General features: G+C 72.5%; 20 protein-coding genes. 12 read left to right on the top strand and 8 right to left on the bottom strand.

Features of this window, described 5'->3' with window-relative positions; translation table 11 throughout:
• Positions 1-8: 8 nt before the first annotated feature.
• From ACIP94_RS31850 to ACIP94_RS31835, 4 genes are all read right to left on the bottom strand, one after another.
• Positions 9-962, bottom strand: coding sequence for an EamA family transporter (locus ACIP94_RS31850; RefSeq protein WP_402433380.1), 954 nt, complete (start codon positions 960-962; stop codon positions 9-11).
• A 120-nt stretch (positions 963-1,082) separates the two neighbouring features.
• Positions 1,083-1,352, bottom strand: a complete 270-nt coding sequence (locus ACIP94_RS31845; protein WP_402433378.1) for a hypothetical protein — start codon at positions 1,350-1,352, stop codon at positions 1,083-1,085.
• 207 nt (positions 1,353-1,559) lie between these two features.
• Positions 1,560-1,766: a DUF397 domain-containing protein gene (locus ACIP94_RS31840; protein WP_402433375.1), complete on the bottom strand. Its 207-nt coding sequence runs from the start codon at positions 1,764-1,766 to the stop codon at positions 1,560-1,562.
• Positions 1,726-2,571 carry a helix-turn-helix domain-containing protein gene (locus tag ACIP94_RS31835; RefSeq protein WP_402433556.1) on the bottom strand — a complete coding sequence of 282 codons (846 nt, stop codon included), beginning with the start codon at positions 2,569-2,571 and terminating at the stop codon, positions 1,726-1,728. Before ACIP94_RS31835 ends, ACIP94_RS31840 begins: the two co-directional genes overlap by 41 nt.
• A 172-nt stretch (positions 2,572-2,743) precedes the next feature.
• On the opposite strand from ACIP94_RS31835, the gene ACIP94_RS31830 reads away from it, so the two are divergent.
• From ACIP94_RS31830 to ACIP94_RS31795, 8 genes are all read left to right on the top strand, one after another.
• Positions 2,744-3,541 carry a TIGR03084 family metal-binding protein gene (locus ACIP94_RS31830; RefSeq protein ID WP_402433372.1) on the top strand — a complete coding sequence of 266 codons (798 nt, stop codon included), beginning with the start codon at positions 2,744-2,746 and terminating at the stop codon, positions 3,539-3,541.
• Positions 3,538-5,268 carry an acyclic terpene utilization AtuA family protein gene (locus tag ACIP94_RS31825; protein ID WP_402433369.1) on the top strand — a complete coding sequence of 577 codons (1,731 nt, stop codon included), beginning with the start codon at positions 3,538-3,540 and terminating at the stop codon, positions 5,266-5,268. The genes ACIP94_RS31830 and ACIP94_RS31825 overlap by 4 nt, the downstream gene beginning before the upstream one ends.
• Positions 5,265-6,863, top strand: a complete 1,599-nt coding sequence (locus tag ACIP94_RS31820) for an acyl-CoA carboxylase subunit beta (RefSeq protein ID WP_402433366.1) — start codon at positions 5,265-5,267, stop codon at positions 6,861-6,863. Before ACIP94_RS31825 ends, ACIP94_RS31820 begins: the two co-directional genes overlap by 4 nt.
• Before the next feature lie 6 nt (positions 6,864-6,869).
• On the top strand, positions 6,870-8,708 hold the full coding sequence (locus ACIP94_RS31815; RefSeq protein WP_402433363.1) for a biotin carboxylase N-terminal domain-containing protein: 1,839 nt from the start codon (positions 6,870-6,872) through the stop codon (positions 8,706-8,708).
• 20 nt (positions 8,709-8,728) lie between these two features.
• Positions 8,729-9,889: an acyl-CoA dehydrogenase family protein gene (locus ACIP94_RS31810; RefSeq protein ID WP_402433360.1), complete on the top strand. Its 1,161-nt coding sequence runs from the start codon at positions 8,729-8,731 to the stop codon at positions 9,887-9,889.
• A 136-nt stretch (positions 9,890-10,025) separates the two neighbouring features.
• Positions 10,026-10,757 (top strand): enoyl-CoA hydratase family protein, encoded by a 732-nt coding sequence (locus ACIP94_RS31805; RefSeq protein ID WP_402433357.1) that lies wholly within the window; start codon positions 10,026-10,028, stop codon positions 10,755-10,757.
• A complete protein-coding gene (locus ACIP94_RS31800; RefSeq protein ID WP_402433354.1) occupies positions 10,745-11,359 on the top strand; it encodes a TetR/AcrR family transcriptional regulator in 615 nt (204 codons plus the stop codon). Before ACIP94_RS31805 ends, ACIP94_RS31800 begins: the two co-directional genes overlap by 13 nt.
• 249 nt (positions 11,360-11,608) lie before the next feature.
• Positions 11,609-12,649 carry an isopenicillin N synthase family dioxygenase gene (locus tag ACIP94_RS31795; RefSeq protein ID WP_402433351.1) on the top strand — a complete coding sequence of 347 codons (1,041 nt, stop codon included), beginning with the start codon at positions 11,609-11,611 and terminating at the stop codon, positions 12,647-12,649.
• Between the two features lie 66 nt (positions 12,650-12,715).
• Here ACIP94_RS31795 and ACIP94_RS31790 read toward each other — a convergent pair whose 3' ends face one another.
• Positions 12,716-13,816, bottom strand: coding sequence for a citrate synthase 2 (locus ACIP94_RS31790; RefSeq protein WP_402433348.1), 1,101 nt, complete (start codon positions 13,814-13,816; stop codon positions 12,716-12,718).
• A gap of 565 nt (positions 13,817-14,381) precedes the next feature.
• Here ACIP94_RS31790 and pdxH point away from each other — a divergent pair.
• Both pdxH and ACIP94_RS31780 read left to right on the top strand, forming a co-directional pair.
• Positions 14,382-15,020: a pyridoxamine 5'-phosphate oxidase gene (gene pdxH, locus ACIP94_RS31785; RefSeq protein ID WP_402433553.1), complete on the top strand. Its 639-nt coding sequence runs from the start codon at positions 14,382-14,384 to the stop codon at positions 15,018-15,020.
• A 486-nt stretch (positions 15,021-15,506) separates the two neighbouring features.
• Positions 15,507-16,892, top strand: coding sequence for a PAS domain-containing protein (locus tag ACIP94_RS31780; protein WP_402433345.1), 1,386 nt, complete (start codon positions 15,507-15,509; stop codon positions 16,890-16,892).
• 36 nt (positions 16,893-16,928) lie between these two features.
• Here the strand turns inward: ACIP94_RS31780 and ACIP94_RS31775 are convergent, their stop codons facing one another.
• Positions 16,929-17,792: an SIS domain-containing protein gene (locus ACIP94_RS31775; RefSeq protein ID WP_402433342.1), complete on the bottom strand. Its 864-nt coding sequence runs from the start codon at positions 17,790-17,792 to the stop codon at positions 16,929-16,931.
• 307 nt (positions 17,793-18,099) lie between these two features.
• Between ACIP94_RS31775 and ACIP94_RS31770 the strand changes: the two genes are divergently transcribed.
• Together ACIP94_RS31770 and ACIP94_RS31765 are read left to right on the top strand one after the other, a co-directional pair.
• Complete coding sequence (locus ACIP94_RS31770) at positions 18,100-18,792, top strand: metal-dependent transcriptional regulator (RefSeq protein WP_402433339.1); 693 nt, start codon at positions 18,100-18,102, stop codon at positions 18,790-18,792.
• Positions 18,793-19,527: 735 nt separating this feature from the next.
• Positions 19,528-20,388 (top strand): alpha/beta fold hydrolase, encoded by an 861-nt coding sequence (locus tag ACIP94_RS31765; protein ID WP_402433336.1) that lies wholly within the window; start codon positions 19,528-19,530, stop codon positions 20,386-20,388.
• 231 nt (positions 20,389-20,619) lie between these two features.
• Here the strand turns inward: ACIP94_RS31765 and ACIP94_RS31760 are convergent, their stop codons facing one another.
• Positions 20,620-22,212: a transporter gene (locus tag ACIP94_RS31760; protein WP_402433333.1), complete on the bottom strand. Its 1,593-nt coding sequence runs from the start codon at positions 22,210-22,212 to the stop codon at positions 20,620-20,622.
• Complete coding sequence (locus ACIP94_RS31755) at positions 22,209-23,000, bottom strand: ABC transporter ATP-binding protein (protein ID WP_402433330.1); 792 nt, start codon at positions 22,998-23,000, stop codon at positions 22,209-22,211. The genes ACIP94_RS31760 and ACIP94_RS31755 overlap by 4 nt, the downstream gene beginning before the upstream one ends.
• Positions 23,001-23,106 lie beyond the last annotated feature (106 nt).

Raw genomic sequence — 23,106 nt, 5'->3', positions numbered from 1 at the left:
CGGGGAGTTCAGGCCGCGGGCTCGGCCGGAGGTGCGGCCCGGCGGGTCTGGGTGCGGACCGCGCCCATGCTCGCCGCGATGACCAGGGCGATCGCCGCCACCTGGGTCGCGGTCAGGGACTGGCCGAGGACCAGGAAGCCGGCGGTCGCCGCGATCGCCGGCTCCAGGCTCATGAGGATCGCGAAGGTGGAGGCGGGCAGCCGGCGCAGGGCGAGCAGTTCCAGGGTGTAGGGCAGCACCGAGGAGAGCATCGCCACGCCCGCGCCCAGCCCGAGCGTCGTCGGAACGAGCAGCTTGGTGCCCGACTCGGCGACCCCCAGCGGCACGAACAGCACCGCGGCGACCCCCATCGCCAGCGCCAGCCCGTCGGCCTGGGGGAATCGCCGTCCGGTACGGGCGCTGAAGACGATGTACGCCGCCCACATGGCGCCCGCCGCGAGGGCGAAGCCGACCCCTGCCGTGTTGAGGTCGCCGAACCCGCCGCCCCCCAGCAGGAAGACGCCGGCCAGGGCGAGGGCCGCCCATACGAGGTTCACCACGCGACGGGAGGCGAGCACGGACAGGGCGAGCGGACCAAGGACCTCCATGGTCACCGCGAGGCCCAGCGGAATGCGGTCCACCGCCTGGTAGAAGAGGCCGTTCATCGCGGCCATGGTGATGCCGAAGACGACCACCGTGCCCCAGTCGGCGCGCGAGTGCCCGCGCAGCCGGGGCCGGCAGACCAGCAGCAGGACGAGGGCCGCCACGACCAGCCGCAGGGTGACCACACCGAGCGCGCCGGCCCGCGGCATCAGGCTCACCGCGAGAGCGCCGCCGAACTGCACGGAGATGCCGCCGGCGAGCACCAGCCCCACGGGCCCGAGGGAACCGCGACGGCCCGGCCCGCCGGGCGCCGGCCGCGCGCGTTCCGGCGTGGTCGCGGCCGGGACCGGGGAGGAGGGGGCGGCGCTGGCGGGGTTCACGGGGCCTTCCAGGGGAGTCGACGCGACGTGTGCAGTACGCTGCACTTAGGAGTCCAGGGTAGTGGACTTGGACAGGTGTGTGAACCCTTGACGACCCTGACCGGGGAGGGCCGGGCAGGGTCAGTCACTCTGCCCGTGCCACCCTTCCCGGAATTCGTCCCGAAGCCCGTCATGGAAGGGATAACCCTGGGGGTGGGGTGCCCAGGTGTACGACTCCGGGGGCACGCTCCCCTCCGGGCCTGCCGGGACACCGCCGAAACCCGGGTACCCCTGCGCCGCCCAGCCGCCGGCCGGGTATTCCTCCGCTCCTGCGTACCCCACCGGCCCCCACGAGGGCGCCGCCTCCGCCGGCTCGGGGAACAGCGGCAGCCGTAGCTCTCCGGTGTCCATCAGCGCGTCGTTCTGCGACCGGTGCAGCCGGGCATAGGCCCCGCCCCCGGGCGAGCAGCTCCTCGTGCCGGCCCGTCTCGACGATCCGGCCCTGGTCGACGACGAGGATGCGGTCGGTGTCCGGTGCCGGATCCCTATCGTCCGAGGGCGTTGTCCCTAGCCGCGTGACGAAGGCCGCGAACTCTCCGGCCGACGGGAGGTGGCGGCTCAGCTGAAAAGATCGTCGGCGGCGGCCATGACGAATGCGGCGAAGGCGTGCGGGGTGACGGCGAGGGCTCCGGCTTGGGGGTTCTTGGAGTCGCGGATGGCTATGTGGGGGGTGAGGTCGGCGACCTCGATGCATTCGCCGCCCGTGCCGCCGCTGTACGACGACTTACGCCACCGGGCTCCCGTCAGGTCCTGGTTGGTCTGCATAGCGTTCCTCCCGTACGCGGGCGATCAGCTCCGCCGAGTCCTCCACCGAGAGAGCCGCGGCCTGTAGATGATCGTAACGGTGCGAACAGTCCATGGCGACGTCCGGATTGGCGGTCATGTATCCCGAGTCGTAGTTCTCGGAGTACGTGATATCGGGGTGATCTCCGAAGCGCATGACGGTGAACGAGCCGGCCGTTGCCGGGTGTTGGCCCGCCCCGAACGGCAGCACCTGTACACGTACCTCCCGTCGGTCCTGGAGGCGCAACAACTGGGTGAGTTGCTCCCGCATGACCTCCCGGCCCCCGACCCCTCTATGCAGCACGGCCTCGTCCAGCACCACCCACACCAGCGGCGGCTTCTGGCGCCTCAGGACCTGCTGGCGGTCGAGCCGAGCCGCCACCTGCTCATCGAGCTTCTCGGCCCAACCCGCCTCCAGTAGGGCCCGTGCGTATCCGGGCGTCTGGAGGAGCCCGTAGACCACCTGTGTCTGGTACGTGGCAATGCTCAAGGCCCGCGACTCCATCTCCGCATACGGCTGAAACCAACTGGGCAACTGGCTCCGCAACACCAGCCCCACCAACCGCGAGAACAACCCGTCCGTCCCCAGCGCGGCGTCCAGCCGCTCGGAGAAGTCCCGCTGTGGAACCTTCGCCGCCGTCTCGATCTGGCCGATCAGTGACCCGGTGCAGAAGACGACGGACCCGAGCTGCGCCAACGTGAGACCCGCTGCCTCCCGCGCCCTGCGCAGCTCAAAGCCGTAGTAGTCCAACGGCGACGCGCTCGGGTCGAGTTCGCGGCTTCGCACACCGACCACCTCCCATCACTCCTCCTATCACCGACAGTAGCCGTATCCGCACAGTGAGGTCGCGGGATGTGGAAAACAAACCATGCAAGCACGCTTGATTGTTTCCCGGCCCGCTGCCATGCTCCTCCCCACACCGCCCCGCACACCGTCGTGCCCCGGAGGGGAGCGCACCGTGTCCGACCCGATGCCCGTGTTCGACGATCTGCGTGAGGAGAGCGAGGAACTCGACCGGCTCGTGGCCGAGTTGTCGCCGCAGGAGTGGTCGCTCGCCACCCCCGCGTCCCGCTGGAGCATCGCCCACCAGATCGCGCACCTCTCCTGGACCGATAACTCGGCCCTGCTGGCCGTCACGGACCCGGACGGGTTCCGCACGCTCGTCGAGAAGGCGCTCGGCGCACCCGACTCGTTCGTCGACGAGGGCGCGGAGGAAGGGGCTCACCTCCCGCCCGCCGAGCTGCTGTCGCGATGGCGTGACGGACGCACCGCCCTCGACCGGGCCCTGCGCGGGGCTCCACGGAGCGCCCGCTTCCCCTGGTACGGCCCGCCCATGTCGGCCGCCTCCATGGCGACGGCCCGGCTGATGGAGACCTGGGCGCACGGGCAGGACATCGCCGACACCCTCGGTGTGGTGCGCACCCCTACCGACCGTCTGCGGCATGTGGCCCGCATCGGGGTGCGGGCGCGCGACTACGCCTTCGGCATCCGGGGGTTGGAAGTGCCGGGCGAGGAGTTCCGGGTGGAACTGCTCCCACCCTCCGGACACGACCTGTGGACCTACGGGCCCGAGGACGCCCCCCAGCGGGTGACCGGCCCGGCGCTGGACTTCTGCCTGCTGGTCACCCAGCGCGCGCACCGGGCCGACCTCGCGGTGCGGGCCGAGGGCCCCGACGCCGACCGCTGGCTGGACATCGCCCAGGCGTTCGCCGGCCCGCCCGGCGCCGGACGCCCACCGAAGGGGGATGCCGCGTGACACCCCTGCGGATCGGCAATGCCTCCGGCTTCTACGGCGACCGCTTCGACGCCCTGCGCGAGATGCTCACCGGCGGCCCGCTCGACGTCGTCACCGGCGACTACCTCGCCGAGCTGACGATGCTGATCCTCGGCCGCGACCGCCTCAAGAACCCCGCCGGGGGCTATGCGCGGACCTTCCTGGGCCAGTTGGAGGAGTGCCTCGGCCTCGCCCATGAGCGCGGGGTGCGGATCGTGACGAACGCGGGCGGCCTCAACCCCGCCGGACTCGCCGACGCCGTACGGGAGCTGGCCGGCCGTCTCGGCATCTACGTACGGGTGGCCCATGTCGAGGGTGACGACCTCACCGCCGCCTTCTCCCAAGGTCTCGACTCCGCTCGAACAGGGGGGACCCCCATGGGTCCTCTCGCCGCCCATGCCTACCTCGGCGGCCAGGGCATCGCCGCCTGCCTGCGCGAGGGCGCCGACATCGTGGTCACCGGGCGCGTCACGGACGCCGCGCTGGTCACCGGACCCGCCGTCGCCCACTTCGGCTGGGGCCCCGGGGAGTACGACCGGCTGGCGGGCGCCGTGGTCGCCGGGCACATCCTGGAGTGCGGGGCGCAGGCGACCGGCGGCAACTACTCCTTCTTCACCGAGCATTCGCCGGAACTGCTGCGCCGCCCCGGCTTCCCGCTCGCCGAACTCCACGAGGACGGCAGCAGCGTCATCACCAAGCACGACGGCACCGGCGGTGTCGTCGACCTCGGCACGGTCACCGCGCAACTGCTCTACGAGACCGCCGGCGCCCGGTACGCGGGCCCGGACGTCACCGCCCGCCTCGACTCGGTCCGGCTCAGCCAGGAGGGGCCCGACCGGGTGCGGATCGAGGGCGTGCGCGGGGAGGCGCCGCCCCCGACCCTCAAGGTGGGGCTGAACCGGCTGGGCGGCTTCCGCAACGAGGTCACGTTCGTGCTGACGGGGCTCGACGTCGAGGCCAAGGCGGCATATGTGAGAGACCAGATGGAGGCGGCCCTGGAGGGGGCCAAGTCCCGGCCCGCACAGGTCCGCTGGGACCTCGCCCGCACCGACCATCCCGACGCCCCGACCGAGGAGACGGCGAGCGCACTGCTCCGGCTCGTCGTGCGCGACCGGGACCAGGACGCCGTGGGCCGGGCGCTCAGCGGTGCCGCGATCGAGCTGGCGCTCGCGAGCTACCCCGGCTTCCATGTGGTCGCCCCACCGGGAAAGGGCTCCCCCTATGGGGTCTTCGAGGCTGCCTACGTCGACCGTGATGCAGTCGGCCACACCGCGGTGCTGCACGACGGACGGCGGATCCCGGTGCCGGGGGGCCACGACACCCGCGTACTCGACGACGTTCCGGAGCCGTCCCTGCCCGAGCCGCCGCCTTCGGGCCCGGCGCGGCGGGCGCCGCTCGGTCTGGTCGCCGGGGCCCGCAGCGGCGACAAGGGCGGCGACGCCAACGTCGGGGTGTGGGTGCGCACGGACGCCGCCTGGCGGTGGCTCGTCCACACGCTCACCGTCGACCGCTTCCACGCGCTCCTGCCGGAGACGGCCGGCCTGCCCGTCGTACGGCACGTCCTGCCGAATCTGCGCGCCCTGAACTTCGTCGTCGAGGGACTCCTCGGCGAGGGCGTCGCCGCACAGCACCGCTTCGACCCGCAGGCCAAGGGCCTGGGCGAATGGCTGCGCGCCCGTCATCTGCAGATACCGGAGGACCTGTTGTGACCGTCCTTGCGTCGGCCCTGGACACGGGCGGCCCCGAGTACCGGGCCAACCGTGAGGTCATGCTCGCCAAGCTCGCCGAGCTGGAGGCCGAACACGCCAAGGCACTGGCGGGCGGCGGCGAGAAGTACGTCGAGCGGCACCGCGCACGCGGCAAGCTCCTCGCCCGTGAGCGGATCGAGCTGCTTCTCGATCCCGACACGCCCTTCCTGGAGCTGTCGCCGCTGGCCGCCTGGGGCAGCGAGCACACGGTGGGCGCCTCGCTCGTCACCGGAATCGGTGTCGTCGAGGGCGTCGAGTGCCTGATCACCGCCAACGACCCCACCGTGCGCGGCGGCGCCAGCAACCCCTGGAGCCTGAAGAAGGCCCTGCGGGCCAACGACATCGCGCTCGAGAACCGGCTGCCCTGCATCAGCCTGGTGGAGTCCGGGGGCGCGGACCTGCCGTCCCAGAAGGAGATCTTCATCCCGGGCGGCGCGATCTTCAGGGATCTGACCCGGCTGTCGGCCGCCGGGATCCCCACCATCGCCGTCGTCTTCGGGAACTCCACCGCCGGAGGGGCCTACATCCCCGGCATGTCCGACCACGTGATCATGGTGAAGGAGCGGGCCAAGGTCTTCCTCGGCGGACCCCCGCTCGTGAGGATGGCCACCGGCGAGGAGAGTGACGACGAGTCCCTGGGCGGCGCCGAGATGCACGCGCGCGTGTCGGGCCTCGCCGACTACCACGCCGTCGACGAGCGGGACGCCCTGCGCCAGGCCCGCCGTGTGGTCGCCCGCCTCAACCACCGCAAGGCGCACCCTGATCCGGGCCCGGCGATCCCTCCCAAGTACGACGAGGATGAACTCCTCGGGATCGTGCCCGGCGATCTCAAGGTGCCCTTCGACCCGCGCGAGGTCATCGCCCGGATCGTCGACGGCTCGGACTTCGACGAGTTCAAACCGCTGTACGGCAGAAGCCTGTGCACCGGGTGGGCGGCCCTGCACGGTTATCCGGTCGGAGTGCTGGCCAACGCCCAGGGGGTGCTGTTCAGCGAGGAGTCGCAGAAGGCGGCCCAGTTCATCCAGCTCGCCAACCAGCGCGACATCCCGCTCCTGTTCCTGCACAACACCACCGGCTACATGGTCGGCAGGGAGTATGAGCAGGGCGGCATCATCAAGCACGGCGCGATGATGATCAACGCGGTCTCCAACAGCCGGGTCCCGCATCTGTCCGTGCTCATGGGCGCCTCGTACGGGGCCGGGCACTACGGCATGTGCGGACGTGCGTACGATCCGCGCTTCCTGTTCGCCTGGCCCAGCGCGAAGTCCGCCGTGATGGGTCCCCAGCAGCTCGCCGGCGTCCTGTCGATCGTCGCCCGCCAGTCCGCGGCCGCCAAGGGCCGGCCCTACGACGAGGACGCGGACGCCGCCCTGCGCGCGATGGTGGAGCAGCAGATCGAGTCCGAGTCCCTGCCGATGTTCCTGTCCGGGCGGCTGTACGACGACGGGGTCATCGACCCCCGCGACACCCGCACCGTGCTCGGCCTGTGCCTGTCCGCGATCCACACGGCGCCCTACGAGGGCGTGCGTGGCGGGTTCGGCGTCTTCCGGATGTGAGGCCCCGTGATCGATTCCGTTCTGGTGGCGAACCGCGGTGAGATCGCCTGCCGCATCGTCCGTACCTGCCGTGAGCTGGGCATCCGCACGGTCGCCGTGCACTCGGACGCCGACGCGAACGCACTCCACGCCCGGGTGGCCGACGCGGCGGTACGGCTGCCGGGGGCGGCGCCCGCGGACACGTATCTGCGCGGCGACCTGATCGTGCGGGCGGCGCTCGCGGCCGGCGCCGACGCCGTGCACCCGGGGTACGGCTTCCTGTCCGAGAACGCCGGCTTCGCCCGTGCGGTGCTCGACGCGGGCCTGACCTGGATCGGCCCGCCGCCGGAGGCGATCGAGGCGATGGCCTCGAAGACCCGCGCCAAGAAGCTGATGGGCCTGGAGCCCCTGGCCACGGTCACGGCCGCCGACCTGCCCGTGCTGGTCAAGGCGGCGGCCGGCGGCGGCGGACGCGGCATGCGGGTCGTACGGCACCTGGCCGACCTGGACGCCGAGCTGACCGCCGCGCGCGCCGAGGCCCTGAACGCCTTCGGCGACGACGAGGTCTTCGTCGAGCCGTATGTGGAGGGCGGACGCCACATCGAGGTGCAGGTCCTCGCCGACACCCACGGAACGGTATGGACGCTCGGCACCCGCGACTGCACCCTCCAGCGGCGCCACCAGAAGGTGATCGAGGAGGCCCCGGCACCGGACCTCACCCCCGAACTCGCCGACTCCCTGGCGGAGATGGCCCGGCGGGCCGCACGGGCCGTCGACTATGCGGGCGCGGGCACGGTGGAGTTCCTGGTGGCGGACGGCCGGGCGCACTTTCTGGAGATGAACACCCGGCTCCAGGTGGAACACCCCGTCACCGAGGCGGTGTTCGGGATCGACCTGGTGGCGCTGCAGATCCGGATCGCGGAGGGCGCCGCCCTCGACAGCGAGCCTCCCCGCGCGCGTGGCCACGCGATCGAGGCCCGCCTCTACGCCGAGGACCCGGCGCGGGACTGGGCCCCGCAGACCGGCGCCCTGCACCGCCTCGCCGTGCCGGGCGTGCGCCTGGACACGGGGTACGCGGACGGCGACACGATCGGGGTCCACTACGACCCGATGCTCGCCAAGGCCGTCGTCCACGCGCCCACGCGCGCGGAGGCCGTCCGCAGGCTCGCCGGTGCCCTGGAACGGGCCGAGATCCACGGCGTGGCGACCAACCGGGATCTGCTCGTGCGGTCCCTGCGCCATGAGGAGTTCACGGCGGCCCGTATGAACACGGGCTTCTACGACCGCCATCTGACCGCGCTGACCGAGTCCGCCCCCGACCCGTACGCGCCGCTGGCCGCCGCCCTCGCCGACGCGCACGGCCGCTCACGGTTCGGCGGCTGGCGCAATCTGCCGTCCCAGGAGCAGGTCAAGCGGTACCTCATGGCGGGCGAGGAGCACGAGGTGCGCTACCGGCACACCCGCGAGGGCCTGGCGGCCGACGGGGTGGGGGTCGTCCACGCGGACGCCCGGCTCGTGGTCCTCGAAGTGGCCGGGGTGCGAAGGAGGTTCGAGGTGACCCGGTACGGCGACCAGGTGTACGTCGGCCCGACCGCCCTCACCGCCCTGCCCCGGTTCCGGGAACCGGCACCCGACCACGCCCCCGGCTCCCTGCTCGCGCCGATGCCGGGAACCGTCGTCCGTATCGCCGAGGCCCTGGCCGTCGGCTCGGCCGTACAGGCCGGAGAGCCCCTGCTCTGGCTGGAGGCGATGAAGATGGAGCACAAGATCACGGCGCCCGTCACCGGAACGCTCACGGCCCTGCACGCGACCCCCGGCCGGCAGGTGGAGGTCGGCACCCTGCTCGCCGTCGTACAAGCCCCTTGACCATCCTCCGAGGAGGCCCCATGACCCCCGTCGCAGAAACCGAAGAGCACAAGGCACTCCGTTCCGCCGTCTCCGCCCTCGGCAAGCGCTACGGCCGCGACTACCTCGCCACGGTCGTCGCCGAGGGCCGCCACCCCACGGAGCTGTGGGCCGAAGCCGCCAAGCTCGGCTACCTCGGCGTGAACCTCCCGGAGGAGTACGGGGGCGGAGGCGGCGGTATCGCCGAACTGTCCATCGTGCTGGAGGAACTGGGGGCCGCGGGCTGCCCCCTCCTCATGCTCGTCGTCTCGCCCGCCATCTGCGGCACCGTGATCACCCGCTTCGGCACGGCCGAGCAGAAGCGGCAGTGGCTGCCGGGCCTCGCGGACGGCACCCGCACCATGGCCTTCGGGATCACCGAACCCGACGCCGGCTCCAACTCCCACCGCATCACCACCACCGCCCGTCGCGACGGCACCGACTGGGTCCTCAGCGGCCGCAAGGTGTTCGTCTCCGGTGTCGACATCGCCGACGCGACCTTGATCGTCGGCCGCACCGAGGACGCCCGCACCGGCAGTCTCAAGCCCTGCCTGTTCGTCGTCCCGCGCGAGACGCCCGGATTCGAGCGGCGCCCGATCGACATGGAACTCAGCAGCGCCGAGAAGCAGTTCGAACTGACCCTGGACGACGTACGGCTGCCCGCCGACGCCCTTGTCGGCGACGAGGACGCCGGGCTGCTCCAGCTGTTCGCCGGGCTCAACCCCGAGCGCGTCATGACCGCGGCCTTCGCGATCGGCATGGGGCGCTACGCGATCTCCCGGGCCGTGGAGTACGCGCGCGACCGCACCGTCTGGAAGCAGCCCATCGGCGCACACCAGGCGATCGCGCATCCCCTCGCCCAGGCACACATCGACCTCGAACTGGCCCGGCTGATGATGCAGAAGGCCGCCTTCCTCTACGACTCCGGGGACGACATCGCCGCCGGGGAGGCCGCCAACATGGCCAAGTACGCCGCCGGGGAGGCCTGTGTGCGGGCCGTCGACCAGGCCGTGCACACCCTCGGCGGCAACGGCCTGACCCGCGAGTTCGGACTCGCCTCGCTGATCACGGCCGCACGCGTGTCCCGGATCGCCCCTGTCAGCCGGGAGATGGTCCTCAACTACGTCTCCCACCAGAGCCTCGGCCTGCCGAAGTCCTACTAGGCCGAATGAATGGCCGTATGGGCCGAAAGGCACGTATGGGCTGAAAGGCACGTATGGGCCGCATGGGCCCCGCATGGGCCGCATGAGGCCCTGGGCCGCATGAGGCCGCACCGAGTCGTACGCACCAGGAGGAGCCATGTCCGTCCGAGCCGCCGGCCACCGGGGCATCACGACCCTCACCCTCGATTCGCCCGGCAACCGCAATGCCCTCTCGGCCGAGCTGGTCCAAGGCCTGGCGGACGCCCTCACCCGCTGTCGCAAGGACCACGACGTACGCGCCGTGGTCCTCACCCACACCGGCAACACCTTCTGCGCGGGCGCCGACCTGCGCGACCCGCCGCACCCCGACGCGATCGTCGGGCTGCTGCGGCAGATCGTCGAGCTGCGCACGCCCGTCGTCGCCCGGGTGACCGGGCACGTGCGGGCGGGCGGCCTCGGCCTGCTCGGCGCCTGCGACATCGCGGTCGCCTCCACCGACGCCACCTTCGCCTTCACCGAGGTCCGCATCGGCGTGGCCCCCGCCGTGATCTCCCTGCCCCTGCTGCCCCGCACCGACCCCCGGGCGCTCGCCCGCTACTACCTCACCGGCGAACGCTTCGACGCCGCCGAGGCCGTGCGCACCGGACTGCTCACGGCCTCCGGCGCCGACGTCGACGCGGTGCTCGCGCCCGTGCTCGACGGACTGCGCCGGTCCTCGCCCCAGGGCCTGGCCGAGACCAAGCGGCTGCTCACGGCTACTGTGCTGGAGACCTTCGACCGGGACGCGGCCGACCTGACCGCGCTCTCGGCCCGGCTGTTCGCCTCCCCGCAGGCCCGCGAGGGGATGACGGCCTTCCTCGAGAGACGGGATCCCGTATGGGTGGTGTGAGCACGGCCGACCGCGTCCCCAAGCAGGACCGCAGCAGGGCCACCCGGCAGCGGCTGCTCGAAGCCGCGGTGGCGTGCCTCGCCGAACGCGGCTGGTCGGGCTCCACCGTCTCCGTCGTCGCCGAACGCGCGGGCGTCTCCCGGGGCGCCGCCCAGCACCACTTCCCGACCCGCGAGGACCTGTTCACGGCGGCCGTCGAGTACATGGCCGAGGAACGCTCCACGGCGATACGGGCGCTGTTCCCGGGAGGTGCCGCCGACCGGCGCGCGGTGGTCGCCGCCCTCGTCGACCTCTACACCGGGCCGCTGTTCCGTGCCGCCCTGCATCTGTGGGTCGCCGCCTCCAGCGAGGAGCAGTTGGGCCCGCGCGTGGCGGAGCTGGAGGCCCGCGTCGGCCGGGAGACCCACCGTATGGCGGTCGAGCTGCTGGGCGCCGACGAGTCCCGGCCCGGGGTGCGGGAGACGGTGCAGGGCCTGCTGGACATGGCCCGTGGCCTGGGCCTGGCCAATCTCCTCACCGACGACGCGGGCCGCCGGGAACGGGTCGTGGCCCAGTGGGGAGCCCTGCTGGAGGAGGCACTGGGCCAGGGCCCGGGAGTGTGACCGACGAGGCACCGGGAGCGCGGCCGGAGGGCGTTACCCTTGGCCCATGCTTCCGATGCTCGTTCGACGCCGACACGTGGACTACGTGCGCGTCACGAGCATGGGCTGTCGGCGTTCGGCCTGACCCAGCCCCGTTTTCTGCGTTCTCCTACGCATTTCTGCGCACTTCCACGCCCTTTCCACCCGGCACCCGGGCGCCGCCACACCCCCGACGGCTGCTCCGGGCCCCGTACACCCGCGGACGCACCCATGACCCACACGGCGACGAGCCCGTCGTACCAGCCCCCTCGGCGACAGCTTCCGATCATCGACCTCTCCGCGGCCGACCGCGGCCCCGAGGCCCGGGCGCTGTTCCACGCCCGGCTCCACAGCGCCGCCCACGACGTGGGCTTCTTCCAGCTCGTCGGGCACGGCGTCACCCAGGCCGAGACCGACGCCCTGCTCGGCGCCATGCGGTCCTTCTTCGCCCTGCCCGAAGCGGACCGTCTCGCCCTCGACAACCTCAACTCGCCCCACTTCCGCGGCTACACCCGCATCGGCGACGAGCGCACCGGCGGTGCTCGCGACTGGCGCGACCAGCTCGACATAGGCGCGGAACGTCCCGCCCGCGCCCCCGGCCCGGGCGAGGCCGCCTACTGGTGGCTCCAGGGCCCCAACCAGTGGCCCGCGGCCCTCCCGGAGCTGCGTACCGCGGCCCTCGCCTGGATCGACCGGCTCAGCGGGGTCGCCCAGCGGCTGCTGCACGAGTTGCTCACCGCGATCGGCGCGGCCCCGGACTTCTACGACCCCGTCTTCGGCGACCGCGCCCACCCGCACCTCAAGCTGGTCCGCTACCCGGGCAGCGCGGGCGACGGCGCAGACCAGGGCGTCGGCGCGCACAAGGACTACGGCTTCCTGACCCTGCTGCTGCAGGACCGGGTCGGCGGGCTCCAGGTGCAGCGCGAGGACGGGCTCTTCCACGACGTGCCGCCGCTGGAGGGGGCGTTCGTGGTCAACCTGGGCGAACTGCTGGAGGTGGCCACCAACGGCTATCTGCTGGCCACCAACCACCGTGTCGTCAGCCCGCCCGGAGCCACCGAGCGGTTCTCCGTGCCGTTCTTCTACAACCCGCGCCTGGACGCCCGGGTCGAGCCGCTGCCGTTCCCGGGCGCCTCCACGGCACCCGGCATCACCGCCGACCCAGCCAACCCGCTGTTCGCCGAGTACGGCTACAACGAGCTCAAGGGCAAGCTCCGGGCCCACCCTCGCACGGCCGAACGCCACCACGCGGCCCTGCTCACGCCGGCATGACCCCGCATGACCCCGGCCGCCGGAACACCGGCGGCCGGGGGTGATGCGCGTAGGCCTCGAGCGGTCTCAGCGGGTCATGTCCGCGTAGCCCTCGACCTCCTGGGGGCCGCGCGGGCCGGGGCCGACATAGCGGGCCGAGGGGCGCACCAGGCGGCCCGTGCGCTTCTGCTCCAGGATGTGCGCCGACCAGCCGGCCGTCCGGGCGCAGGTGAACATCGAGGTGAACATGTGCGCCGGGACCTCGGCGAAGTCCAGGATGATCGCCGCCCAGAACTCCACGTTCGTGGCGAGGACACGGTCGGGGCGGCGGTTGTGCAGTTCCTCCAGGGCCGCCTTCTCCAGTGCCTCCGCGATCTCGAAGCGGGGGGCGCCCAGCTCCCGGGCGGTGCGGCGCAGCACCCGTGCCCGCGGGTCCTCGGCGCGGTACACCCGGTGCCCGAAGCCCATCAGCCGCTCGCCCCGGTCCAGGGCCTGCTTCACGTACGCCTCCGCGTCCCCGGTCCGCTCGATCTCCTCGATCATGCCGAGCACACGGGAGGGCGCGCCGCCGTGCAGCGGACCGGACATGGCGCCCACGGCGCCCGAGAGCGCGGCCGCCACGTCCGCGCCCGTGGATGCGATCACCCGGGCGGTGAACGTGGATGCGTTCATGCCGTGCTCGGCGGCCGACGTCCAGTAGGCGTCGACGGCCGCGACATGCTTGGGGTCCGGCTCGCCCCGCCAGCGGATCATGAACCGCTCGACGATGGAGTGCGCCTTGTCGATCTCTCGCTGCGGCACCATCGGCAGCCCCTGGCCACGGGCCGACTGGGCGACATAGGACAGCGCCATGACGGCGGCGCGGGCCAGGTCGTCACGGGCCTGCTCGACGTCGATGTCCAGCAGCGGTTTCAGGCCCCAGACCGGGGCGAGCATGGCCAGCGCCGACTGAACGTCCACCCGGATGTCACCGGAGTGCACCGGGATGGGGAACGGCTCGGCGGGCGGCAGTCCGGGGTTGAAGGCCCCGTCGACCAGCAGCCCCCAGACGTTGCCGAACGAGACGTGGCCGACCAGATCCTCGATGTCGACGCCCCGGTACCGCAGGGCACCGCCCTCCTTGTCGGGTTCGGCGATCTCCGTCTCGAACGCGACGACTCCTTCGAGCCCGGGTACGAAGTCGGACATCAGGCGGCTCCTCGTGATGTGTGCGGCGGATGTGGTCGGTGGGATTCCCGTCGACCCCCCGTCCACGGCCCGGTGGGACGACTCGGGCGGCGGACTGCGGCTCTGCGGGAAGGGGTGGCCGCCCCGGTTCCACGGTCCCTCACGGTCGTATCCGAAGACTCGCGGTCCAAAAACGGTCACTCCGGTGATGCCCCGATCGGCAGGCGGTCACCCCATCCGAACGGCATCAGCACGATATCCCCGAGTGCCACCTTTGGGGAGAGGTAGCGGCACTCAGTGCCACGCAGTGATGAACCACACGGGTCGCCGGGAGTCACGCCCGATACGGCAAGATGACGGCGTGACCGACCGCCGCCCGGACGAACCGGCACCCGAACCCGCAGCCGAAGGCGGATCCGAACCCCCCGCCAGGCCCTCCGAACCCCCCGCCCGGCCCTCCGCCGAGGCCGTCCACGCCGCCGAGGCCGCCGCCGCGGCGGCGGCCGCCGCGGAACCCGTCCTCGAACCAATCGTCGAACGCGCGGCCGAAGGCCCCGCCGAGGACCTGGCCCACAACCCCGCCGAGATGCGGGCGCACTATCGCGCCGAGGGGCTCGACGAGTCCTCGCTCGCCGCGCACCCCATGGACCAGTTCGCCCACTGGTTCAAGCAGGCCGCCCAGGCCGCCATGGCGGGGATGATCTACGAGCCGAACGCGATGATCGTGTCCACGGCGGACGCGGACGGCCGCCTCAGCTCGCGCACGGTCCTCATGAAGCAGTACGACGCCCAGGGCTTCGTCTTCTACACCAACTACGACTCCCGCAAGGCCCGGGATCTCGCGGCCAACCCCCGTATCTCCCTGCTCTTCCCCTGGCACCCCATGGCCCGCCAGGTCATCGTCACCGGCACCGCGCACCGCACCGGCCGTGACGAGACCGCCGCCTACTTCCGTACCCGCCCCCACGGCTCCCAGCTCGGCGCCTGGGCCAGTGCCCAGTCCTCGGTCATCGCCGGCCGGACCGGGCTGGACAGCGCCTACGAGGAGCTGAGCGCCCGCTACCCCGAGGGCTCGCAGGTCCCGGTCCCGCCCCACTGGGGCGGCTACCGCGTCGTGCCCGAGACCGTCGAGTTCTGGCAGGGCCGCGCGAACCGCCTCCACGACCGCCTCCGCTATGTCGCTCAGCCCGACGGCACCTGGCGGGTGGAGCGGCTCAGCCCCTGAAGGGGCCCCGAACGCAGACGACCCGCGAGCTCTGGTCCCCCCGCCTGGTGGCGGAGAAGCCGGCCGGACGTACCGGCGAGCTCGCGGGTCGGGTGACTGCGTTGGATTAGGCCGGCTGCACGTGTCTCGCACGCGCTGGTCCGGCACCGCACCGGGTGTGGTGACGGGCCGCTAGCCCGCAGCCACCTCCGACGTCCGGTGTGCATACATGCTCCGAACCACCTCCCTTCTTCGGTGCTCCCCACCCTAAGAACCCCTTCGCCACCGATCAACAGCTTTTTCCGGGATCCCTTCCGACCCCTTCTCCCGAGCCGGGAGCCCTTCCTGCCAGGCAGACGCCATGACCCCGCCCCCCCCGCACCGCGCAACGATTTCGTCGAATCTTTCCGGAAGGGCATGTGGGCTGGGTCACGTTCGAGTTGAATGTGAGGGAGTGAGGGGACGAGCGCCGTAGGTACGGACGCAGCAGCCTGCAGGGGGTTCCAGGTGAGTGCTTCCCGGCGTAGAGGGACCACGGACGAGTTGGGGCCGGGCGAGCCCGAGCGGGACGGTTCCGACCTTCTGGCCGCGTTGCTGGACGGCATGGACGCGGCGCTCTGCGCCTTTGACGCCGAAGGCGTCGTCACCCACTGGAACCGCGAGGCGGAGCGGATCCTCGGCTGGTCCGCGGCCGAGGCCGTCGGGCGGCACGGGTTCGCCGGCTGGGCCGTGCGGAGCGCGGACGCCGCCGAGGTCGAGGCGTGGCTGATGTCGGCGATGCGGGCGACCGGACGCCAGGTGCACGAGTTCGCGCTGCTCACCAAGGACGGCGGGCGGGTGCTGGTGCGGACGCAGTCCGCGTCGGTGCGGGGGCCCGACGGAAAGCCCGCCGGTGTCTACTGCGCCTTCAGCGAGGTCCATGCGCAGATCGACCTGGAGCGGTCCATCGCGCTGAGCGAGGCCCTGTTCGAGGACGCGAGCTGGGGCGTGGTGCTGGTCGACGCGGATCTGCGGCCGGCCGTCGTCAACGCCCATGCGGCCCGGACGCTCGGCATCGGCCGTACGGCCGTGCTCGGACGGCCGCTCGGGGACCTGCTGACGCAGGGCGTCGAGGAACTGGAGAGCGCGCTGACGCATGTGCTCGCCGAGGGCGCCCCGCCCGCTCCGGCCGAGATGTGGGTCAGCGTGCGGACCCCCGAGGGGGAGCGGCGGCGGTGCTGGCGCAGCGGGTTCGTGCGGCTGGCCTCCCCGCTCGCGGAAGAACCGGTCCCGCTCGGTGTGGGATGGCTGTTCCAGGACATCACCGAGGCCAAGCAGGTCGAGCAGGAGGCGGCGCTGCTGCGCTTCAGGGCCAATCAGCTGCACCGCGCCGCGCGGGCGGCCGCCGAGTGCGAGGACCCGGGGGAGGCGGCCACCGTCCATCTGGACTTCGCGCTCGCCGGATTCGCCGATCACGCGCTGGTGGACCGGGTGGTGGGCGGTCCGGTGGCGGACGGGGAGGGGCCGGTGCGGCTGGTGCGGGTCGCCGAGACGCCGTCCGGGGCGCCCGGGCCCAGCCTGCTCGCCGGAAAGGCCGGGCTGCCCGTCCGGTACGGGGAGGGCCACCCCGCCCTCCAGTGCGTGGAGCGCGCCGGATGCGTGCGCGCCGGCGCGGGCGCCCTGGATCCGGAGCGGGCGCGAGAGTGGGCGCTCGCCCGGCAGTGGCCCGGAGACGCGGTGCACGCGCTGTGCGCGGTGCTGCGCAGCCGGGGCCGCACGCTCGGCGTGGTGACGTTTCTGCGGAGCGCCGGGCGCACCCGCTTCGAGCGCGCCGACGCGGTGTACGGGGAGGACGTGGCGGTACGGATCGCCGCCGCACTGGACCTGGCCGAGCTGGCGGAGGGGACGCGGTAGCCGGTCCGGTGGGGTGGGGCAGCCGGCCCGGCGTGGCTAGCCCTGCTGGTAGAAGATCCGGTCCTGGTACTCGCGCAGCACCCGCCCGTTCCACTCGTGTCCGCCGTCGACGTTCCCCGACCTGAGCAGCGGCGGTTCGATGCCGCGGTCGGCGAGGGCGGCCGCGGCCGTGGCCATGACCGCCTGGAGCAGCGCCGTGGTGACGACGGTGGAGGCGGGGGCGAAGGGCGCGGGGATGGTGTCGAGGGTCAGCTCGGCGTCGCCCACCGCGATCTTCGAGTCGAGCACGAGGTCGCAGTGGTCCCTGAGGTGTGTACCCGAGGAGTGCCGCGACTTCGTCTCCGAGGCGTACGCCACCGAGGTCACCCCGATGACCTTGATGCCGAGGGCGCGGGCGTTGATGGCCATCTCCACCGGGAGCGCGTTGCGGCCGGACAGGGAGACGATCACCAGCAGGTCCCCGGACCGGAGTGGGCTGGAGTCGAGCACCGCGCTCGCCAGCCCGTCGACCCGCTCCAGCGCGGAGCCCAGGGTGGCCGGCATGACGTCGACGCCCACGACGCCGGGGACCGCGAGCAGGTTCATCAGGGCGAGGCCGCCCGCGCGGTAGACCAGGTCCTGCGCGGCCAGCGAGGAGTGCCCGGCGCCGAAGGCGAACAGCCGGCCGCCGGAGGCGACGGTGTCCGCGATCAGACCGCCCGCCGCCGCGATGGGCTGGGCCTCCTCGTCCCGTACCCGCCGCAGCAGTCCGATCGCCGCGTCGAGGAACCGCTCGGCCGGCGTGCTCCCGTGCCCGGGCTCCCCATCCCGCGGCTCCCCATCCCTCGGCTCTCCGCCCCGTGGCTCCCCGGCCCGGGGCTCCGCGCTGCCCGGCTCCTCGCCCGTCGGCCTCCCGCTCATCTCAGGCGCCCCCTTCGAAGTCCTCGGTGTCTCGATCCCGGCGGACGGCGCCCACACGGCACACCGACCACGCACCGGCGCCCGTGACGGCCCGTGTCGCGGATCACGTTGCGGTCTGGACCAGTGGGATGTCAATACGGCGCCCGCGCGGACGGACGCGCCCCTGTACCCGTCGTCCGGGCCGTGTAACCGCCCGGTTGTCTCGCCGCGCCACGGTTGTCAGTGGGATGCGCAAGAATTGGGTCCAGGGCCAGCGCACGCGCCGGTGAGCCGTGGAGCCTCCGGCAGATCTCATCGAGGGGCACGTATGTCCGGACTGATCGACACCACGGAGATGTATCTCCGCACCATCCTCGAGCTGGAGGAGGAAGGCGTTGTCCCCATGCGCGCCCGGATCGCCGAGCGGCTGGACCAGAGTGGCCCGACGGTCAGCCAGACGGTGGCGCGGATGGAGCGCGACGGTCTGGTGGCGGTCGCGCCGGACCGGCACCTGGAGCTCACGGACGAGGGCCGCCGTCTCGCCACCCGCGTGATGCGCAAGCACCGCCTCGCCGAGTGTCTGCTGGTCGACGTGATCGGGCTGGAGTGGGAGCAGGTGCACGCCGAGGCGTGCCGCTGGGAGCATGTGATGAGCGAGGCGGTGGAGCGGCGCGTCCTGGAGCTGCTGCGCCACCCCACCGAGTCGCCGTACGGAAACCCGATCCCGGGCCTGGAGGAGCTGGGCGAGAAGGACGGCGCGGACCCGTTCCTGGACGAGGGCATGATGTCGCTGGCGGACCTGGACGCGGGCACGGACGCCAAGACGGTCGTCGTACGGCGCATCGGCGAGCCCATCCAGACGGACGCCCAGCTCATGTACGCGCTGCGGCGGGCGGGCGTGCAGCCCGGCGCGGTGGTCAGTGTGACGGAGTCCGCGGGCGGCGTCCTGGTCGGCAGCGGCGGGGAGGCGGCCGAGCTGGCGGTCGACGTCGCGTCCCATGTGTTCGTGGCCAAGCCCTGAGCGACGCCCTCGTCCTCGGTCGTGCGGCGCCGGAGTCCCCGAACCGCCGGGGGGCCCGCCGGATTCACTCCCCGTCCCCGTCAACACCTGTGACACCAGGGGCGGTTGTGGTGCTCACCGGATCCCGCGATGACCGAGATTCAATGTGCGGAATCGCAGCGCTTTGGCCGTTCGCGTGCGAGGCTGTCGCATGAGGCATATGACCTGAGGGCTCTTGGCCGGTCGGCGACAGCGATGTCACCTGGTCAGAGAGGGGGCGGGCGGATGTGCCACGGACATGGGGTGGGCCCCGGCGCCCTTGGGCGCCGGGGCCTGTCCTCCCCTGTTCTGACCCGGAGCCCCGAGCTCTCAGGGTCATCCCCCTCGGACCGGTTTTCCCCGAGCGGTCCGCCTCCCGCAGAAGATCTCCCCGCGCAGGCGGCGGCCAATCATCGCGGGGGGTCACTCGAAGGAGGGGTGTTGCCGCCGGAAACCGCATTTTCGAATGGCCATTCGATAGCGTGGGCGTGACGGTCTCGCCGGACCGCACGCTGTAACCATCGGCACGTTCTGCGGCAGAACGGCCACAGGCCACTCCGGCACCGGGTCGGCACCCGAGACACGGGGACGGCCCGCGACACCGGCAGCAGCAGGAGCGGCAGGAGCGGCAGGAGCAGCGGGAACAGCAGGAACAGCGTGGACCGGCCGCGCGAAGCGGGGCGAGCGGTCCGAGCGGAGCAGGGGGGTGCCTGGAGGATGGTGCGGCGCATCGAGGTGACCGGAGCGGGCGGCGTACGCCTCGCCGCATGGGAGTTCGCAGACCCTCCCAAGACCGGGGAGAGCGAGCACCCGCCCGGCGTGCTGTTACTGCACGGGCTCATGGGCCGGGCCTCACACTGGGCGTCCACCGCCCGCTGGCTCTCCGAGCGCCGTCGCGCCGTCGCGCTCGACCAGCGCGGACACGGCCAGAGCGACAAGCCGCCCGAGGGCGAGTACACCCGCGAGGACTACATCGACGACGCCGAGGCCGCCGTAGAACAGCTCGGCCTCGCCCCGGCCGTCCTCATCGGCCACGCCATGGGCGCCCTGACCGCCTGGCAGCTCGCCGCCAAACGCCCCGACCTGGTGCGCGGCCTGGTCATCTGTGATATGCGGGCCTCCCCCCTCGGCGGGGCCTCACAGCGCGAGTGGGAGAACTGGTTCAAGTCCTGGCCCCTGCCCTTCGCCACGCTCGCCGACGTCCGCAAGTGGTTCGGCGAGGACGACCCCTGGGTGGAGCGTCCCAATCCGGCCCGCGGCGCCTTCTACGCCGAGGTGATGGCCGAGTCGGCGGACGGCTGGCGGCCCGTCTTCGAACCCGAGCAGATGCTCAAGTCCCGCCGGACGTGGGTGTACGACGCGCACTGGGAGGAGCTGGCACAGGTCCAGTGCCCGGCCCTGGTGGTCCGCGGCCTCGACGGCGAACTGGGCCGGGCGGAGGCACAGGAGATGGTGCGCGTCCTGCCGCACGGCCAGTACGCGGAGGTGCCCGACGCCGGCCACCTCGTCCACTACGACCAGCCGGAGGCATGGCGCACGGCGATCGAACCGTTCCTGGACGCACTGCTCACCCCGTGACCGCGCCCGGTCCGGGCACCCTCTCCAGGCCCAGCCCCCAACAGGAGACGTTCGCCCCGCAACGACCCCCGGCACGCCCTCGCGCCGCACCGGCCGCAAGCCCGGGTACGTCCGCTACGAGGACTTCCGGCCGGCACGCCGAGAGCACGCTCCCCCAAGCTCTCGGCTTCGCTCGAGCAGGGGCCCCCATGACGCCGCTCCTTGACGGGCAGACGTCGCCTGCCGGGGCACCTAGCCCTTGCTGACCGCCGCCAGGATCTCCGGCAGCCGCCGTGCCGTCCGGGGTGCCGCGAGACGCAGTCCGAGAAGGATGAGCAGCGCCCCGTAGACGGCGCCCACGGGCAGCAGCAGCCAGGCCCAGTCCGCCCCGCCCGACGTGACATTCAGCCAGATCGTCGCCGCGATCACCGGCGAGGACAGCAGGGCCGCCGAGACCATGCCGCCGAAGATGGAGATCCAGGCGAGCCCGGCCTGCCCGGGGACCACGTTCTTGTAGCCCTCCTGCGGGATCGAGTACGGGAAGCGGGCCGAGGTCCAGGCGCCGGTGGCGAGCATCGCGCCGAGCAGGGCGAAGGACAGTCCGAGCACCTCGGGCAGCCTCGGCCAGGCGCCGAGCAGCGCGGTGGTGACGACGGTGACGAGGGCGGCGTACGGCAGCGTGATCAGCAGCAGGGCAAGTGCCCGGCCGCGCAGTTCGGTGTAGGCGTCACGGGGCGAGGAGATCGTCATCGCGACCATCCAGAACGCGGAGGTGTCCTGCCCGAACTGGTTGTACATCTGGATGCCGAGCATCCCCGCCGCGAAGCAGGCGAAGTAGACGGAGCCGGTGCCCTGGAGGGCGTTGAAGACCGGCACGATCATCCCGATGGCGAGCGATGTCACCCATGCCGCCTTCGTCTTGGGGTCGCGCCACACATAGCGCAGGCTGCGCTCCATCACCGTGCCGGTGCGGCCCGCGGGCAGCAGCCGGGACAGCCGCGTCGAGGCGCGTTCCCGGGGGCCCGGCTCGGCGGCCTGGAGCGTGGACCCGTCCGGCGCGGTCATCAGCTTCTTCAGACTGCGCGACCACAGGGCCCTCAGCCCCGCCACCGCGGCGGCACTCAGCACGAGCTGGGCGAGCCCGGTGCCGTAGGAGCCCTTGCTCATGGAGTCCACCGCGCCGATCGCGGAGGCGGGCGGAACCCAGCGCAGCACATCGGCGACCGGGTTCAGCTGGGTGAGTCCGCCCGGAGCCAGCCGCTGCGCGCCGAAGTTCACAAGCTGGGCGCCGACGGCGACGACGAGCCCGCTCAGGACGGCCAGATCACGCCCCTTGCGGCTGGTCAGCAGCCGGACGTTGGCGGCGGCGACGGCCCGGGCGAGCGCCACGCACACCAGCAGCGCGAGCACGACGGCGACCACGGCGGTCGCGTAGGCGGCCGTCCCGTGCGCCACGGCCACCACCGAACCGGCGAACAGGCACAGGGTGAACAGAGGCCCGATGCCGACCAGGGACGCCACCAGCAGGGCCCGTATGAGCGGCTGCGGGCGCAGCGGCAGCATCACCAGACGGGTCGGGTCCAGTGTCTCGTCCCCGCTGGGGAAGAACAGCGGCATCACGGCCCAGCCCAGCGCCATGATCGTGGCCAGCAGCACGGCGACGGTGGCGGCGTGCGCCGAGCCGCGCAGGGCGATCAGGCCGATCAGCTGGAGGGCGGCGAAGAGGAGCACCACGACGACGGTCGTGACGTAGGCGGCCCGCCGCCCGGCGGACTGCCGCAGACCGTTGCGCAGCAGGGACAGCTTGAGCCGTACGAGCGTGGGCGTGAGACCGGGGGCGCTCATCGGGCGCCGCCGCCGAGCCAGTCGAGATCGGCGCCGGCGCCCTGGGCGCGCGCACCGACCAGTTCGAGGAACGCCTGCTGGAGCGTGGGCGCGCTGCCCCGTACGTCGGCGAGCGGGCCGTGCGCACGGATGCGCCCGGCGGCCATGACCGCGACCCAGTCGCACAGCGACTCGACCAGCTCCATGACATGGGAGGAGAAGACGACGGTGGCGCCGGAGGCGGTGTAGCGCTCCAGGACACCGCGGATGGTCTGCGCGGAAACCGGGTCAACGCCCTCGAACGGCTCGTCCAGGAAGAGGACTTCGGGGTTGTGGAGGAGGGCGCAGGCGAGCCCGATCTTCTTGCGCATGCCGGTCGAGTAGTCGACGACCAGCTTGTGCTGGGCCCCGGCCAGGTCGAGGACGTCGAGGAGCTGGGTGGCCCGCTTGTCCACCTCGGCGCCGGGCAGTCCCCGCAACCTGCCGGTGTACGCGAGGAGTTCACGGCCGGAGAGGCGTTCGAAGAGGCGCAGGCCCTCGGGCAGTACGCCGATGCGGGCCTTGACCGCGACCGGGTCGCGCCACACGTCCTGCCCGACGATCTCGACGGTTCCCTGGTCGGGCCGCAGCAGCCCGGTCACCATCGAGAGGGTGGTGGTCTTCCCGGCGCCGTTCGGCCCGACGAGCCCGACGAACCGCCCCGCGGGCAGCTCCAGATCGATCCCCGCGACGGCGATCTGCTCCCCGTATCTCTTCCAGAGCCCCTGCACCCGTACGGCGGCCACGCCCGCCCCTGCTCCATCGGTCATAGGAGCACCATACGGGGGGCGGTTGCGCCCCCCTAGGGACGGGACGGTGACCGTCGACCGGGGCGGGCGACCGCCCCGCACAGCCGCTGGCGTACGGGAGCCGGCG

This window comes from Streptomyces sp. NPDC093261 (assembly GCF_044753645.1).
GTDB lineage: Bacteria > Actinomycetota > Actinomycetes > Streptomycetales > Streptomycetaceae > Streptomyces.
This window is presented reverse-complemented; position numbering and strand designations above follow the sequence as displayed.

Excerpts from the sequence above, each read along its gene's own strand:
- ACIP94_RS31765 (WP_402433336.1), top strand. The coding sequence starts at position 19,528 with ATGGTGCGGCGCATCGAGGTGACCGGAGCGGGCGGCGTACGCCTCGCC.
- ACIP94_RS31790 (WP_402433348.1), bottom strand. The coding sequence starts at position 13,816 with ATGTCCGACTTCGTACCCGGGCTCGAAGGAGTCGTCGCGTTCGAGACG.
- ACIP94_RS31770 (WP_402433339.1), top strand. The coding sequence starts at position 18,100 with ATGTCCGGACTGATCGACACCACGGAGATGTATCTCCGCACCATCCTC.
- ACIP94_RS31810 (WP_402433360.1), top strand. The coding sequence starts at position 8,729 with ATGACCCCCGTCGCAGAAACCGAAGAGCACAAGGCACTCCGTTCCGCC.
- ACIP94_RS31800 (WP_402433354.1), top strand. The coding sequence starts at position 10,745 with ATGGGTGGTGTGAGCACGGCCGACCGCGTCCCCAAGCAGGACCGCAGC.
- ACIP94_RS31845 (WP_402433378.1), bottom strand. The coding sequence starts at position 1,352 with ATGGACACCGGAGAGCTACGGCTGCCGCTGTTCCCCGAGCCGGCGGAG.
- ACIP94_RS31775 (WP_402433342.1), bottom strand. The coding sequence starts at position 17,792 with ATGAGCGGGAGGCCGACGGGCGAGGAGCCGGGCAGCGCGGAGCCCCGG.
- pdxH (WP_402433553.1), top strand. The coding sequence starts at position 14,382 with ATGCGGGCGCACTATCGCGCCGAGGGGCTCGACGAGTCCTCGCTCGCC.
- ACIP94_RS31840 (WP_402433375.1), bottom strand. The coding sequence starts at position 1,766 with ATGCAGACCAACCAGGACCTGACGGGAGCCCGGTGGCGTAAGTCGTCG.
- ACIP94_RS31760 (WP_402433333.1), bottom strand. The coding sequence starts at position 22,212 with ATGAGCGCCCCCGGTCTCACGCCCACGCTCGTACGGCTCAAGCTGTCC.
- ACIP94_RS31755 (WP_402433330.1), bottom strand. The coding sequence starts at position 23,000 with ATGACCGATGGAGCAGGGGCGGGCGTGGCCGCCGTACGGGTGCAGGGG.
- ACIP94_RS31805 (WP_402433357.1), top strand. The coding sequence starts at position 10,026 with ATGTCCGTCCGAGCCGCCGGCCACCGGGGCATCACGACCCTCACCCTC.
- ACIP94_RS31795 (WP_402433351.1), top strand. The coding sequence starts at position 11,609 with ATGACCCACACGGCGACGAGCCCGTCGTACCAGCCCCCTCGGCGACAG.